The sequence below is a fragment of the Exiguobacterium sp. E17S genome, assembly GCF_057772545.1.
The window spans coordinates 264,314-279,540 of record NZ_JBYLRU010000001.1; the positions used below are offsets into that span (position 1 = coordinate 264,314).

General features: G+C 49.4%; 13 protein-coding genes and 2 other annotated features (1 of these 15 cut by a window edge). Of the genes, 7 read left to right on the forward strand and 6 right to left on the reverse strand.

Features of this window, described 5'->3' with window-relative positions; translation table 11 throughout:
* Positions 1-32 (forward strand) — a binding site (T-box leader) (it extends 220 nt beyond the left edge of the window).
* Between the two features lie 48 nt (positions 33-80).
* Positions 81-330: a binding site (T-box leader), on the forward strand.
* A 52-nt stretch (positions 331-382) separates the two neighbouring features.
* Genes trpE through trpA form a run of 7 tightly spaced genes read left to right on the forward strand, consistent with a single transcriptional unit; the run spans position 383 to position 6,668 of the window.
* Positions 383-1,777 (forward strand): anthranilate synthase component I, encoded by a 1,395-nt coding sequence (trpE, locus tag AC3B4V_RS01370; protein WP_214857109.1) that lies wholly within the window; start codon positions 383-385, stop codon positions 1,775-1,777.
* Positions 1,774-2,340 (forward strand): anthranilate synthase component II, encoded by a 567-nt coding sequence (locus AC3B4V_RS01375; RefSeq protein ID WP_214857112.1) that lies wholly within the window; start codon positions 1,774-1,776, stop codon positions 2,338-2,340. The genes trpE and AC3B4V_RS01375 overlap by 4 nt, the downstream gene beginning before the upstream one ends.
* 6 nt (positions 2,341-2,346) lie before the next feature.
* The gene (gene trpD, locus AC3B4V_RS01380) at positions 2,347-3,363 is read left to right on the forward strand and encodes an anthranilate phosphoribosyltransferase (protein WP_035398277.1); all 1,017 of its coding nucleotides are present in this window, start codon (positions 2,347-2,349) and stop codon (positions 3,361-3,363) included.
* A complete protein-coding gene (gene trpC / locus AC3B4V_RS01385; RefSeq protein WP_214857113.1) occupies positions 3,360-4,127 on the forward strand; it encodes an indole-3-glycerol phosphate synthase TrpC in 768 nt (255 codons plus the stop codon). Before trpD ends, trpC begins: the two co-directional genes overlap by 4 nt.
* A complete protein-coding gene (locus AC3B4V_RS01390) occupies positions 4,124-4,693 on the forward strand; it encodes a phosphoribosylanthranilate isomerase (RefSeq protein WP_347355519.1) in 570 nt (189 codons plus the stop codon). Before trpC ends, AC3B4V_RS01390 begins: the two co-directional genes overlap by 4 nt.
* Entirely contained in the window at positions 4,690-5,886 is a 1,197-nt protein-coding gene (gene trpB, locus AC3B4V_RS01395) for a tryptophan synthase subunit beta (RefSeq protein ID WP_290715361.1), read from the forward strand. Before AC3B4V_RS01390 ends, trpB begins: the two co-directional genes overlap by 4 nt.
* The gene (trpA, locus tag AC3B4V_RS01400; protein ID WP_488377571.1) at positions 5,886-6,668 is read left to right on the forward strand and encodes a tryptophan synthase subunit alpha; all 783 of its coding nucleotides are present in this window, start codon (positions 5,886-5,888) and stop codon (positions 6,666-6,668) included. Before trpB ends, trpA begins: the two co-directional genes overlap by 1 nt.
* A gap of 264 nt (positions 6,669-6,932) precedes the next feature.
* Here trpA and AC3B4V_RS01405 read toward each other — a convergent pair whose 3' ends face one another.
* The 6 genes from AC3B4V_RS01405 to abc-f all read right to left on the reverse strand — a co-directional run bounded on the left by AC3B4V_RS01405 (position 6,933) and on the right by abc-f (position 14,963).
* Positions 6,933-7,475 (reverse strand): GNAT family N-acetyltransferase, encoded by a 543-nt coding sequence (locus tag AC3B4V_RS01405; RefSeq protein WP_341087168.1) that lies wholly within the window; start codon positions 7,473-7,475, stop codon positions 6,933-6,935.
* The gene (locus AC3B4V_RS01410) at positions 7,420-9,393 is read right to left on the reverse strand and encodes a penicillin-binding transpeptidase domain-containing protein (protein ID WP_488377572.1); all 1,974 of its coding nucleotides are present in this window, start codon (positions 9,391-9,393) and stop codon (positions 7,420-7,422) included. The genes AC3B4V_RS01405 and AC3B4V_RS01410 overlap by 56 nt, the downstream gene beginning before the upstream one ends.
* Positions 9,394-9,509: 116 nt before the next feature.
* Positions 9,510-10,226, reverse strand: coding sequence for a peptidoglycan DD-metalloendopeptidase family protein (locus tag AC3B4V_RS01415; RefSeq protein WP_055966831.1), 717 nt, complete (start codon positions 10,224-10,226; stop codon positions 9,510-9,512).
* 246 nt (positions 10,227-10,472) lie between these two features.
* Positions 10,473-11,366, reverse strand: coding sequence for a diacylglycerol/lipid kinase family protein (locus AC3B4V_RS01420; RefSeq protein ID WP_290715347.1), 894 nt, complete (start codon positions 11,364-11,366; stop codon positions 10,473-10,475).
* Between the two features lie 137 nt (positions 11,367-11,503).
* Entirely contained in the window at positions 11,504-12,967 is a 1,464-nt protein-coding gene (locus AC3B4V_RS01425; RefSeq protein WP_064300273.1) for an alanine/glycine:cation symporter family protein, read from the reverse strand.
* A gap of 196 nt (positions 12,968-13,163) precedes the next feature.
* Positions 13,164-14,963: a ribosomal protection-like ABC-F family protein gene (gene abc-f / locus AC3B4V_RS01430; protein WP_290715341.1), complete on the reverse strand. Its 1,800-nt coding sequence runs from the start codon at positions 14,961-14,963 to the stop codon at positions 13,164-13,166.
* Positions 14,964-15,227: the final 264 nt, after the last annotated feature.

Here is a 15,227-nt window from a genome sequence, read left to right on the forward strand (position 1 = left end):
AAGGTGGTACCGCGGGTCTTCCCGTCCTTCATGTTCTACATGAATGGGCGAGAAGACCCTTTTCGTATACAATCGAATCGAACAAATCGTAGAGTGAGTTAAGTAGCGAGACAACATCGGCGTTTCAGAGAGCGGGAGAATGGTGTGACTTCCGTACGGCGAGGTTTCGTGAATGGTCTCATGAGAGCGTGGCTGAACGAAGAAGTAGGTCGCGACGGATGCCCCCGTTATCGTAGGCTATGATGTCTCTTATTAAGACGCATCAGACAAAGTGGGAACGGTCAAACCGTTCCAATCGAGAGGTGGCACCGCGAGATAATCGTCCTCCATGCAGCATACGCTGTATGGGGGACTTTTTTTATATTCCAGGAGGCGAACAGGGATGGTTCAGACAGACACACTTATCATCGAACAACTTGAACTAAACGGCGACGAGATGACGCCGATCATGATTTTCCAACAACTGAGCGGAACACAGAAATGTTTACTTGAAAGTTCTGCGCATACGGATCAAGGACGGTATTCGATCATCGGTGTCGATCCGGTGGAGATGATTCGGGCAGAGGGACGGACCGTGACACGGGAACAGTTGACGACAGGTCAATTGACGCAGGAAACGGGTGATCCAGTACGACTGATGCAACAGATGATCCTTCGGGGTGGCGTCGAAGAAGAACTTCCGTTTTTAGCGGGTGGGATCGGATATGTCGGTTACGACATGATGCGCGCCTATGAGACGCTCGGAGCGGTTCCTGAGCGAACGCGACAATTACCAGACGCGTTACTCGCCGTATACGACCAAATCATCCTGTTCGATCATCTCGAACATCGCGTTCATTTAATTCAGACGTCGCTCGGTGGCATCACCGATCGTGATGAATTACGTCAACGTCTAGCAGAACGGAAAGCGCAACTTGAGCAACCACGGGAGCGAACGGACATCGAGCGTCCACTCCGGGATGTCGTCTATGAACCGTTAATGGATCAAGAGACGTTTGAAGGACTCGTTGAACAAGCAAAGAGACATATCCGTCAAGGCGACGTCTTCCAACTGGTTCTCTCGCAACGACTTGATGCGACGTTCTCAGGTGACCCGTTCCAGTTTTACCGGAAGCTTCGTAAGGACAATCCAAGCCCTTATCTCTTCTATATCGACTTAGGCGAAGCGATCGTACTCGGGGCCTCCCCGGAAAGTTTGGTCCAAGTCAAAGGGAATCGAGTGACGACGAATCCGATTGCCGGTACACGCCGTCGGGGGAAGACGAAAGAGGAGGACGAACGACTGGCAGAGGAGTTACTTCACGATGAGAAAGAACGGGCCGAGCACCGGATGCTCGTCGATCTTGGACGCAACGACCTCGGTCGGATTTGTCAGATTGGTACCGTCGAGGTGACGCGATTCATGCAAATCGAACGATTCAAGAACGTTATGCATCTCGTCTCGGTCGTTGAAGGTACGCTAGCAGACGGAAAGACCGGCGCAGACGCACTCGTCTCTTGTCTACCGGCTGGGACGGTCACGGGAGCTCCGAAAATCCGAGCGATGCAGTTGATCGACCAGTACGAACAGGTGAAACGAGAAGTATATGCCGGGGCGGTCGGCTATTTCGATGTTCGAGGGAATATGGATTTTGCCCTCGCTATCCGGACGATGGTGATCAAAGATGGTGTCGCTTCTGTTCAAGCAGGTGCTGGCATCGTCTACGACTCGATTCCACGCCTCGAGTACCAGGAGACGTTACACAAAGCGAAATCACTACTGGAGGTTTGGAAATGATCGTCCTAATTGATAATTATGATTCCTTTACCTATAACCTATACCAATACGCATCCGTTTATACGGACGTTCACGTCATTCGAAACGATGCGGTCAGCATCGAAGAACTACGCGAGATGAAACCAGACGGCATCATCCTCTCACCCGGTCCCGGTCGCCCGGCTGACGCTGGCATCTGCATCGATCTCATTCGTCAATTATCGGGTCGAGTACCGATTCTCGGTGTCTGTCTCGGACATCAGGCAATCGGCGAAGCATTCGGAGGACGCGTCGTCGAAGCACCAGTCATCATGCACGGGAAGACATCGATGATTCGACAATCGGGACAACTCTTCGACGAAATGACGGAAACGTTAGAGGTCATGCGCTATCATTCGCTGATCGTCGCGCGAAACGATTTACCAACGGAACTCGTCATCACGGCAGAAACTGAGGACCGGACGATCATGGCACTCGAGCACAAGACAGATCCGACGTTCGGAATCCAGTTCCATCCTGAATCCGTCGGAACACCACAAGGACAGCAGATGATTAAACGATTCATTGAATTGACAAAGGAGTGACGAACGATGAAAGAGACGTTATTGAAACTAGCAGAAGCGAAACATTTACGATACGAAGAGATGCAACAGGCAGCACGCGAACTGTTTGCGGAAGACGTGACCGATAGCGAAATTGCCGCTTTTCTCGTCGCATTGAAAGCAAAAGGGGAGACTGCAGAAGAATTAGCCGGTCTCGCTTCGATCATGCGCGAGGTCGCCCTCGATATTCCGGTCACCGGCGATTTCATGGATAACTGCGGCACGGGAGGCGACGGCTCACAATCGTTCAACATCAGTACGACAGCCGCCTTCGTTCTGGCAGGTGCCGGCATGAAAGTCGCGAAGCACGGGAATCGGAGTGTCTCGAGTAAAACGGGCAGCGCTGATGTGCTCGAAGCACTCGGGGTTTCGCTCGATGCGACACCGGAACGTTTAGCAGAACAGCTCGAGTCGAACGGAATCGCCTTCTTGTTTGCGCAACGGATGCACCCACGCGTCAAGCAAATCATGAAGGTCCGACGCGATCTGCGGATTCCAACGATCTTTAACTTGATCGGGCCGTTGACGAATCCGGTCCCGCTCAAGACACAACTATTAGGAATTTACCGGGAGGATATGCTCGAGACGATGGCGTTGACATTGCACCGACTCGGGCGGAAGCGAGCAATCGTCTTACATGGTGCGAATGGAATGGATGAAGCATCCCTTGCCGGAACGAACCAACTCGTCTTACTCGACGAAGGTGAGCTGATCCGCTTCAGTCTTCACCCGGAGGAAGTCGGACTGAAGACCGCACCGCTTGAAGCAATTCGCGGAGGTAGTGCACAAGAGAATGCGGCGATTTTACTCCGTGTTCTTGGTGGAGAGCATGGTGCTTATCGCGACACGGTTCTACTCAATGCCGGAATTGCTCTCTTTGCAGCAAATCGGGCGAAGACGATCGAAGAAGGAATCGCCTTAGCAGCAGATAGCATCGACTCAGGACGGGCGATGGAACGATTGAACCAATTACGACAAATGACACGGGAGGAAGCAATCGGATGAATATCTTAGATCGCATCATCGAAACGAAACGAGCAGAAGTCCTGCAATTAAAATTAAACGGGGTCGAACGGATCAGTCGGGAAGCATTGAAGCCGTCGATTAAGCAACGACTAGCGGGAGCGGATTTATCCGTCATCGCGGAAATCAAACGAGCGTCGCCATCAAAAGGGGCAATCGCACTCGACGTCGATGTCGTCGCTCAGGCAAAACAATATGAAGCGAGTGGGGCGACCGTCATCTCCGTCTTGACGGACGAGACGTACTTCAAAGGGTCGATGGACGATTTAGCGGCAGTCGCTGCAGCAGTCGATATCCCGGTGCTTTGTAAGGATTTCATGATTGATCGGATTCAAATCGACCGGGCAAAAGCACATGGGGCACGGTTGATTCTCTTAATCGTCGCCGCTCTCGAGCAGGAGACGCTTGCTGACTTGTATGCGTATGCTTACGCAGAAGGACTTGAGGTCTTGGTCGAAGTCCATGACGAAGAGGAGTTACGCCGAGCAGAGGCGATTGGTGCTCAAATCATTGGCATCAACAACCGGAACTTGAAAAAGTTCGAAGTTGATTTACAGACATCGGTCGGATTACTCGAACAAAAACAATCGGACGTCCGGTATATCAGTGAGAGTGGCATCAAGACGGTCGAGGAAGCACAGCGATTACACGCTGCCGGTGCAGACGGGATCCTCGTCGGCGAGACGTTGATGCGGGCAGACGATCCGCAAGTCTTCATCCGAGAAGTGAGTGGCGTTCGCGTATGACACGGATTAAGTTCTGTGGTCTCCGGGAAAGAGAACATGTCGAAGCGGCAGTTCGCTTAGCGGACTACATCGGCTTTATCTTTGCTAAAAGTAAACGACAGGTCACGCTGGAAGAGGCGGCTCGTCTCAGACGCGACATTCCAAAAACGGTCCAAGTCGTCGGTGTCTTCGTCTCCCCGACTTACCAGCAGGTGACCGACGCGGTTGAACAAGTCGCGCTAGATCTCGTCCAAATTCATGGTGTCATTCCGGACGGAGAGATACCAGTTCCCGTCATTCAAGCGATTCCGGTGACGGACATCGGACAAGTAGAGCAACAGACGGATTATTTGCTCGTTGACGCACCGGTTGCTGGAAGTGGCGAGACATTCGACTGGTCACGAGACATTCAAGCCGATCGACCACTGTTCATTGCCGGTGGCTTGACAGCAGGAAACGTCGGAGAAGCAATAAAACGATATCACCCGTTCGCCGTCGATGTCTCAAGTGGCATCGAGACGGATGGACGGAAAGATCCCATCAAAATGCAGGCATTCGCAGATGCCGTAAAGGAGAGAGAAGTATGAGCTACGCACAACCAGATACACTCGGACAATACGGTAAATACGGAGGACGCTACATCCCGGAAACATTGATGCACGCGGTGATCGAACTCGAAGAAGCTTACGCAACGGTAATAGAAGATCCAGCGTTTCAAGCGCGGATGGACGAATTATTGAAAGAATACGTCGGACGTGAAACACCACTTTATTTTGCCGAACATTTGACGCAAACGATCGGTGGCGCAAAGATCTATTTGAAACGAGAAGACTTGAACCATACCGGTGCCCATAAAATCAACAATACGATCGGTCAAGCGTTACTGGCTGAACGGATGGGGAAACGAAAAATCGTTGCTGAGACAGGGGCAGGACAACACGGTGTCGCGACAGCGACGGTCTGTGCCTTACTCGATCTCGAATGTGTCATCTTCATGGGAGAAGAGGACGTCCGTCGTCAAGAATTGAACGTCTTCCGGATGGAGTTACTTGGAGCAACCGTCATCCCAGTCACACAAGGCAGTCGGACACTCAAAGATGCCGTCAATGAAGCACTCCGCTACTGGGTCAAACATGTCGAAGACACGCATTACTTGATGGGTTCTGTTCTCGGACCACACCCATTCCCGCAACTCGTCCGTGATTTCCAAGCAGTCATCGGAAAAGAGACACGACGCCAAATCATCGAAAAAGAGGGGCGTCTACCAGAGGCGATCGTCGCTTGTGTCGGCGGCGGTAGTAATGCGATCGGGATGTTCCACCCGTTCATCGATGATACAGATGTAAAATTGTATGGCATTGAAGCGGCGGGCAGCGGAATCGACACAGAGAAACACGCAGCGACGATGACAAAAGGAGAGGTCGGTGTCTTGCACGGCTCGATGATGTATCTCTTACAGGATGCACACGGTCAAGTACAAGAAGCGCATTCGATCTCAGCTGGACTCGATTACCCGGGTGTCGGACCGGAGCATAGCTTGCTAAAAGATATCGGTCGTGTCCAATATGAAGCGGTGACCGATGAACAAGCACTGGAAGCACTCCAGTTGTTGAGCCGCAAGGAGGGAATCATCCCGGCACTTGAGTCGGCACACGCGATTGCCTACGCGACTCAACTCGCGGCAGAGATGGACAAGGAAGAGATTCTCGTCATCTGCTTATCAGGACGGGGCGATAAAGACGTCGTCACTGTCAGAAACGCACTAAAGGGGGAAGCGTGATGCGATTAGAAATAGCCATTCGTACCGTTACGAGCAAAGGGGAGAAAGCCTTCATTCCGTACGTCATGGGGGGAGACGGAGGGATTGATCAACTCCCGGAAATCCTGTCGTTTCTCGCTGAATCCGGAGCGACAGCGATTGAAGTCGGTGTTCCGTTTTCGGATCCTGTCGCTGACGGTCCAGTCATTCAAGAAGCGGGACTTCGCGCACTAGAAGCGAACGTTGGACTGAAGGATGTCCTCGAGGCAGTTCGCGTTGCTCGTCAGACCGTCGATGTTCCTGTCGTCTTGATGACGTACTTAAATCCGATTTTCCGCTACGGATTAACGGCGTTTCTAGCGACATGTCGCGAAGTCGGGGTCGACGGACTGATTATTCCTGATTTGCCGCTTGAGCAGAGCGAACAGTTCTTCGAGCAAGAGGACAAATCGGACATCGCGCTCGTCCAGCTCGTCTCCTTGACGAGTCCGATGGAGCGGATTCAAAAGATTGCCGATAAAAGTGAAGGATTCCTCTATGCGGTCACAGTCAACGGAACGACAGGTGGACAGACGACGTTTGATACGGCGCTTGAAGACCACTTAGCGAACGTCGCAGCAAACAGTCCAGTACCTGTACTTGCCGGGTTCGGGATCAGTACACCGGAACACGTCAAACAATTGAGCCGCCCAGTCTCGGGGGTCATCGTCGGCAGTAAAATCGTCGATTTACTGCACCAGAACGATCGAGAAACAATTCAACAGTTGATGGCAGCACGTCTTGCGGCGACGCCGTCGCATTAATAAAAAGGACCTGACTCAAAGGACAGTCTCTACAAAGATAAGGGTGGCAGAATGATGATCTGCCACCCTTATCTCGTAACAAAAAGAATGACGCGTCACACACCACTCTTACAGGATCAGGCGCATTTATGCGCTGTTAGAGACGAACAAGACCCGCTTTCCTGCTTAAATGAAGCAGGGAAGCGGGCTTGTGTCTCGCCTGAGGAAAGGGCGTGAAAAGACGCGTCATTCTTTTTTTGAGTCAGCCCCTTTTTCGTATAGATGTCACTGTTGAACGAGCGACTTCTGCAAGTTGGTATACAGCGGTTCGAATCCAAGTTCCTCATAAAACGTGGCGGCACGGTCGTTGACCGCCCAAACGTTTAAGCGAACAGCATCGACCTTTCGCTCGAGTGCGAGTTCTTCTGCAGCCTGCATTAACTGGCGACCAATTCCGAATGAACGATGGGATGAGGTGACACCGACGTCGGTGATGTTCAAGATCCGGACTGGTGTAAATCGATCGGATGCTGGCGCTGTCCACTTGCCGAACAAGTAACCAACGAGTGTTTCTCCGTCAAGCGCTGTCAGACAGAGTTGTTGTTCTGCTTCCACCATCTGACTTAAAGACTCCAGCGTGTACGGTGTCGTTACATCTGGATGAAAGTGAGGCGATAATCGTTGATGGTGCAAGAAGGTCTCTGCCGTCAGTGCAAGCAGGGCAGGGAGGTCTGAAGTACGGCTCGTGCGGATCATCAAGCAATCACTCCAATCATCGATTTTGTTTGAGTACTTCGGCAACAAGACCCGATACATACGGACTGCCACGATCTTCTTTTTCGACCGATTCGATCATGATGGCAACGAGAAGATCTTTTTTGTCGTTATCGTAACCGACGAAGAAGCCATTCTCTTTTCCATCGGTTTCGCCTGCCTTTTTCAATTCTGCCGTACCGGTCTTACCGGCAACATCGACTTCCTTGATATCGGCCGGGAGCGTGTAGCCGTTATGGACAACGTCATAGAGATCATCACGAATCATCTTCGCGTCTTTCGCATCCAGCAGATCTTTTTTGAAGACTTGCTTCGTTTTTTCCTCTTGTAAAAGAGTCGGACGATAGATTGTTCCATCGGTCAAGAAAATTTCATACATCGACGTTAGATGGAGAATGTTCGTCAGCATCTGTCCTTGTCCGTAGGACGTATCCATCAGCTGTCCATCTGAAGCGATCGTCCCGTCGTTTGAAATCTGAGAAGCGCGTAACGGATACGTAAACGGTAGCTTCTCTCCGTATCCGAGTGCTTCAAGTCCAGACGTGAACGCCTTCGTTCCGACCTGTTCGAGTGTTGAGCGGGCGAAATAGATGTTATCTGAATAAACGAGCGCATTGTGCAGATTAACGGGTGCTGGCGTCTCGTGAATCCGCGTGACGTTAAAACCATCGATCTTATTTTTCAGTCCATTGATCGTATAGGCTTTTTCCGGGTCAAGTGTTCCACTCTTTAAGCCAACGGCGGCCGTCAGGGGTTTTTGGGTCGAACCGGGTGCAAAGGCACTCGTGAATCGGTTCAACAATGGTTGATCCGGATCCTGCGTCAGTTCATCGAGTCGCGCTTGCGAGATCCCTGACATGAATTCAGAAGGATCAAAGCCCGGGGAGCTAAGTAAGACACGCGTCTCACCAGTCCGCGGATCGATTGCCGATGCCGTTCCCGGATCCTCTTGCATCGTGTCGTACGTCTTTTTCTGGAGCGTAGCATCAATCGTCAACGGGATATCCTCACCATCCGTCGGCTTCGTTTCAGCGACGGTAACGCTTGATCCGTCTTTCTTTTGTAGAATGATCGAAGCACCGGCTTTACCGCGTAACCGATCATCAAGGACTTGTTCAAGACCTCGTTTCCCGACTTGTTCACCAGCTTGGATTTTATTTTTCGATTCTTTAATTTCGTCTGCTGTTGCCGAACCGATATATCCAATTAAATGAGAGGCTGCTTTACCAAGTGGATACGTTCGGACTTCTGTCTCTTTGACGCTGATTCCAGGAATGTCACGCAATTTTTCAACCGTTGCTTCGTCGGTCAGTGTTTTGAGCGGAACGAATTGTCCATCCTTGACCCAACTTGCTTTTAAGGAATCTTCGACCGATGAGGTCGGGCGGTCGAGCAACTCGGCAACTTGGTCGACATCTTTAAGTTGTCCTGCAGTTGCTCCGACAGCATACCCTTTACCGGAGGTCGCGAGCGGTTTATCGTTCGCGTCGAGTAAATCACCACGTTTACCTTCTACGGTTTCTAACTGAACCTTGTCTTCTTTCTTAAAGTCTTTTAGAACAAACGAAGAGTCCCAGTCAATGAACCAGTTTTCTGTTTCTCCTTGTTTCTCGAATGTTAACGGGACTTGTTTATCATAAGCAACGGCTCCTGCAACCGTATCAAAGGAGATTCGTACGGGAAGGGACGCTTTTTCGTCATCCGTTGCTTCCTTCGCTTTCTTCCGTTCGACGGATAACTTTTTGATATCAAGCGATTTCGACAACTGTTTTGTCCGGTCGATGAATTCTTTTTTTCCGTATTCCTTTTTAGTAGCCGTACTCGCGTACGTATACATCTTATCGTAATCTTGTTTTTCCCAAAGTTTGATGTAGGCATCAAGACGTTCTTCAGGTGTCGGCTGATCTTGACATCCGGCAAGTAACGTCACACCAAACGTCGCTGATAAAAGAAAGGGGATCGTTCGTTTCATGTGTTTCGCCTCCGTTGTGGATTAGACTCATAACCATACCGTACCATTCCTGTCAGGAGATTTCATCTGAAACACAAAACCGGACTTCTCATGGGGAGAAGTCCGGTGAATCAAGCTTAGTTGAAGTAATTGAGTGGATTGACACTGTTTGCAGCAGACGTTCCGCTGTAGACGTAAGGACCACGATGCATTTCAAAATGGAGATGCGCACCAAACGCGTTACCTGTTGCACCAATCGTACCGATTTTCGATCCTTTTGCAATCGTCTGTCCGACTGAGACGGAGCGACTATTCAAGTGTGCATACACCGTCGTATATTGGATGCCGTTGACGGTATGCGTCATCATGACGTGATTTCCGTATGCGCCGTAATAACGGGATGTGATGACTTTACCAGCGGCTGATGCATAGACAGGTGTACCTGTTGGAGCGCCGATATCGATGCCGTTATGGAACGTATAACCGTAAACTCCACTTGCAGCACCATATCCTTGCGTGATTGGACCGCTTGCTGGACGCGAGAAGCCAGTCGTTGCTTTTGTTGAAGTCGTTGTGCTGTATTTTTTTACGTATGTAGAAGAAACGTAGCGTGATGCGCCACCGTATGAAATTTTTGTCCATGAACCGGAAACACCAAGATAATTGAATGTCTGTCCTGTATTGACGCTACCGACGATTTTATAAGCTGTTGATGGACCTGTACGAACACGAAGTCCGTCTGCCATGACCTTTACTTTATATGTCGTTGCAGCTTCAACTTTCGAAGCACTCGTTGTTGCAAAACCTGAAACTACCAAAGCTGTCATTGTCATTGTTGTAAGTAAACGTTTCATTGAGTGTATTTCCTCCTTAAAAATCTGAAGCGCCAGAACTGATCATTACAAAATTGTAAGATTTTATGTATAATTATTTATTTTAAAGAATGATTTTTCGCCTGAGATGATTATAGCATCGTCAATAACACGAAAATATTTCAAATATGTTTCAAAATTACGCTTTGTTAACATATATTGTAATGGATTAATAAGTAAAAAAAGAACTGACGAAGAGTCAGTTCTTTTTTCTATGAACATATACTGTTATTCATTAGAAGATGGTGAAAACACAGTTAAATGTTGCGGGAGTACCTCGACAGTCACGGGAACATGACCTGCTGTATCCCCATCGGCATTAATCGGCAATTCTTCTTTCGAGCGAATTTCGACACGGGTCGTCGTGAAGTGTTCGATTTGATCGGCTTTTGATAATCCACCCGTGATGAGTTTGGGTAATGCTTGGAGCGCATCAAAGAATCCAAGCTTCGTAATGATAAAGCCATGCAACAGTCCATCATCGACTTTTGCGTCTTCTGCAAAGGATTCGAACCCGCCAACGGAATTCGTTAAGGCGATGATCAACAAGTGCGCTTCTCCATCGAATTGTTTCTCAGCAGAATCAATTTCAATCGGATAGGGGCTATGATCCTTGAAGGCTTTTAGACCTTCAATGAAATAAGCGACCGATCCGAGTGACGTCTTTTGTTCGACACTGACCTCCTCGACGGCTTCCGCAATCAGACCAACAGCGATGACGTTCATGAAGTAATGGTCATCATATTTACCGATATCGAGCGGTCGGGCAGGGGCGTCAGCTAGAATCTGGATCGCCTCTTCCGGATCCGTCGGAATGTGTAATGCGCGCGATAAGTCATTTACCGTTCCGAGTGGGACGATTCCGAGCGTTGGGCGATGCGGTTGTTCGGCAATCCCAGTGATGACTTCATTGACCGTTCCGTCACCTCCCATGGCGATGACAGCGTCGTAATTAGACTGGGCGGCATGACGCGCAAATTCCGTCGCATCGTGTTCTTTTTCCGTGAACCGAACGTCGACGGTTTCAAAGCGAGTAGCAAGCGTTTCCTCAGCAAGCGTTGCGTGTTTTTTTCCGAGTTCTTTTCCAGAAGACGGGTTGATGATCAACATGGCTTGAGACAAGATGAATTCCTCCTTCGGGGCAATCTGTTGACTTTTTCCCTGTACGATGAAAACATAATCCAAATTCTTTTTTACAAATAAAAACACCGAGTAGGCGCATGGCTTCCTCGGTGTTGAAGTTTGAACTCAGAGTTAAATTATTGTGATGGCGGCACTTCACCAGCAGCAGGACGAGCTTCTTCTTCAACGTCCCAACACTCCGTATTTTCGATCCCGAGTGCTTTTGCTGAGAAGACAGGATCGAGTCCCTGTTTCCGTTGTTCCTGATAATCTTTGATGACTTTGAGAGCGATGCCGCTCAAGAGGAGGATCGCTGTCATATTGATTAATGTCATGCCTGCCATGAAGAGATCGGCAAAACTCCATACCATACCGAGGCTGAGAACAGATCCGATGAAGACGAAGCCCATTGTCGCAATCCGGAAACCGAAGACGGCTGCTGGACTTTGTTTGATGAACTCGATGTTCGTCTCACCGTAGTAGTAACTACCAACGATCGAACTAAAAGCAAACAAGAAGACGCTGAGTGCGATGAATGGTGGGGCAATTGCACCAAATTCTTCGGAGAGCGCGTTTTGCAACATGCCGATTCCTTCGCCATTTCCAGCAGCATAACTATCACTGAGGAGAATAATCGTTGCTGTCGCTGTACAGACGATCAACGTATCAAGGAATACACCAAGTGTTTGTAAAAAACCTTGTTTTGCTGGGTGAGAGACTTCAGCCGCTGCCGCAGCGTTCGGAGCAGACCCCATTCCCGCTTCGTTTGAGAACAATCCGCGTTTGACACCGAGTGAGATTGCAGCACCGACCGAGCCACCGAATGCTTGCTCGATTCCGAAGGCACTTTTGAAAATCATTGCGAACACACCAGGAAGTTCCGTCAGGTTCGTAACGACGACATAAAGAGCAGCAATCAAGTAGAGACCTGCCATGATAGGAACGATGATTGCAGAGAACTTCGCGACACGGTGGACACCACCAAAGATGACGAGTCCCGTCAAGACGACGAGTGCTGCGCCGACGACAGCTGTGTTGATACCGAACGCATTGTCAAAGGCAGCGGCAATCGTGTTTGATTGAACGGAGTTGAAGATAAGGCCGAACGTCACAGCAATCAAGATTGCAAAGACGATTCCGAGAGCTCGGTTCTTTAAGCCTTTTTCGATGTAGTAGGCAGGACCACCACGGTATGCGTTCGATTTCGTATCGCGTACTTTATAGACTTGAGCCAGTGTACTTTCGATGAGAGCCGTCGCGCCCCCTAAGAGAGCGACCATCCACATCCAGAAGACGGCACCTGGTCCGCCGAGTGTGACGGCAATCGTGACACCGGCAAGGTTACCCGTACCGATCCGTGTCGCCGCACCGATGAAGAATGACTGGAGAGAAGTGATGCTTTCTCCTTTATCGTCTGTTGTTTGTTCACTTTTATCGAGCGTGACGCGGAACATCTCTTTTAAGTAAGTGAATTGGATGAAGCCAGTTCGGATCGTGAAGTAGATCCCGCCGCCGATCAATACAGCGATTAATACATACGACCATAAAATGTTGTTGGCGTAATCGACACTTCCTTGAATGACTTGCTGAATGGCGTTCATGATGGTGTATTCCTCCCAAAGAATAATAAAAGCTATACGCTAAATTATACGAATTTTCAGACAATAAGCAACAACAAAATAAAATAAAATTTTAAAACTTAATAAAGTTAGCTAAATGTTAGGAGTTAAAAACATTGTAGGTGAACGAAAAAACTGCCACTCTCGGTATCGAGAGTGACAGGCAAGTAAAGCTAAATCATCCATACTGTAGCAATTGTTCGTATAGGTCATCGAGTTGCTGTTGGATGCTTTTAGAAACGGTATCGGTCGGTTTTTCACGTTTTGCTAATTTCTGTTCAAGCCGCTCGATCTGCACTTCTAACTCATGTTGTGACAAGCGTTTTGGTTTTTGAGGGGTTACGTGGAGTGAGGAAGACGTAGCGAACTCAGCACGCTTCTGTTGAGCATACGTATACGTACCATGATAACGCGTCAGACCATTTTCGAGCCACAGGATCTGCGGAAAAAGACGATTCAAGAAATAGCGGTCGTGTGAGACGGCAATCAATGTTCCAGAAAAATTCTCGAGTGCTTCTTCGAGTGTCTCTCTTGATTCAATATCGAGATGATTCGTCGGCTCGTCGAGAATTAATACATTGACCGACGAATGAACGAGGACGGCGAGTTGCAATCGCACACGTTCGCCTCCGCTCAGTGACAAAATGGACCGAAAGACAGTTGGTCCAAAGAACAGGAACCGGGCTAGGATATGGCGGGCTTCCGCTTCTGGAACGGCAATCCGGTCTCTAAACCAGTCGATTAACCGCGCGTCCTCCTCGAAATGGGCATGCTGGGACAGGTAACCGATCCGATTCGATGGTCCACGCGTGAGTGTGCCTGCCTCTGGTGATAATTCGTCAAGCAGCAGTGAGAGCAACGTCGATTTCCCGCTCCCATTCGTTCCGACGATCGCGATCCGATCCTGTGCCATGATCTCGAACGAGACGTCATCAAAAATGTGACGGGTTCCATAAGCAAACGAGAGTTCTTCAGCGCGAAAGACGACTTGGCTCGAGTGATCAGTGGAAGAGAAGGAGACATCAGCGGTTTTGGCTTCGAGTTGTGGTCGTTTAATCCGTTCGATCCGCTCGAGTGCCCGTTCCATCGATTTTGCTTTACGGAATAATTTCTCACTCGGTGGAGACGCTTCGTTTGCCCATTGCCGGAGTCGACGAATCGCTTCCTTCATTTTCTTTATTTTTTTCTGTTGCTCTTGGTAGGCGTGGAACTGTTCCATCAAGCGACGTTCTCGTTCGACGACGAACGCGCTGTAATTCCCTATATAGGTTGTCAGTTCACCGTCCTCGAGTTCAACGATCGAGGTGACGACGGCGTCTAAGAAGACCCGGTCGTGAGAGACGAGCAGGATGGTTCCTGTGTAGTCCCGTAAGAACTGCTCCAGCCATTCCACGGCAGCTAAATCAAGATGGTTCGTCGGTTCGTCAAGAATGAGCAGATTTGGCTCCATGAGTAACATGCGACCGAGACAAATCTTCGTCTGTTCACCACCGCTCAACTGGTGGAAAGGACGAGTGAGTAACGGACGAAGGTGTAACCCGTTCACCATGCGTTCGATTTTCGAGTCGAGTAGATAGCCATCCTTTTGTTCGAACGCATTCGTCGCTTCCGCATATCGTGCAAGTAACGCATCAAGATTCTCTGGTGCTGTCGCCATCATTTGCTCCAACTGCTGCATCCGAGAACGGATCGCGAGGATGTCTTCAAACGCTGTCCAAAGGACGTCGAGTCCGGTCATCGTCTCACTATATACAGGAAGTTGTTCCAAATAGCCGATCGTCAAACCGCTCTTTTGATAGATGACACCACCGTCCGGTTGCTCAAGGCGAGCAAGCAAGCGGAGTAATGTCGTCTTACCACTCCCGTTTCGTCCAATCAGACCGACACGGTCGTGTTCGTTTAAGAAGAGGGAAACATCCGCTAAGATCGTCTCGCCTCCGAATTGTTTTGTCAGGTGTTGAATGTCGCAAATCATCATATTCAATTGATCCTTTCGCGCGCATCAAAAAAGGAGAGCGCAAATAGCACTCTCCATCACGTGTGAAAGATGCGCTTTGCAGTATTTTTCATTCATGAAGTTCTTAAAAAAGGACAGACGGGTGCCTTAGAACGCCATTTCATGAAAAATCGCGCGCAACAGATACAATTGTTCCATCAACCAGTGTTTGCACGCGGCAAAGTCCATCTTTTCACACCACCTTTCGTTTCAGATACATCTAGTTTACTATTTTTTTGTCAGTTA

Coding starts and splice junctions, on each gene's coding strand:
- trpE (WP_214857109.1), top strand. CDS start 383: ATGGTTCAGACAGACACACTTATCATCGAACAACTTGAACTAAACGGC.
- AC3B4V_RS01375 (WP_214857112.1), top strand. CDS start 1,774: ATGATCGTCCTAATTGATAATTATGATTCCTTTACCTATAACCTATAC.
- trpD (WP_035398277.1), top strand. CDS start 2,347: ATGAAAGAGACGTTATTGAAACTAGCAGAAGCGAAACATTTACGATAC.
- trpC (WP_214857113.1), top strand. CDS start 3,360: ATGAATATCTTAGATCGCATCATCGAAACGAAACGAGCAGAAGTCCTG.
- AC3B4V_RS01390 (WP_347355519.1), top strand. CDS start 4,124: ATGACACGGATTAAGTTCTGTGGTCTCCGGGAAAGAGAACATGTCGAA.
- trpB (WP_290715361.1), top strand. CDS start 4,690: ATGAGCTACGCACAACCAGATACACTCGGACAATACGGTAAATACGGA.
- trpA (WP_488377571.1), top strand. CDS start 5,886: ATGCGATTAGAAATAGCCATTCGTACCGTTACGAGCAAAGGGGAGAAA.
- AC3B4V_RS01410 (WP_488377572.1), bottom strand. CDS start 9,393: ATGAAACGAACGATCCCCTTTCTTTTATCAGCGACGTTTGGTGTGACG.
- AC3B4V_RS01415 (WP_055966831.1), bottom strand. CDS start 10,226: ATGAAACGTTTACTTACAACAATGACAATGACAGCTTTGGTAGTTTCA.
- AC3B4V_RS01425 (WP_064300273.1), bottom strand. CDS start 12,967: ATGAACGCCATTCAGCAAGTCATTCAAGGAAGTGTCGATTACGCCAAC.
- abc-f (WP_290715341.1), bottom strand. CDS start 14,963: ATGATGATTTGCGACATTCAACACCTGACAAAACAATTCGGAGGCGAG.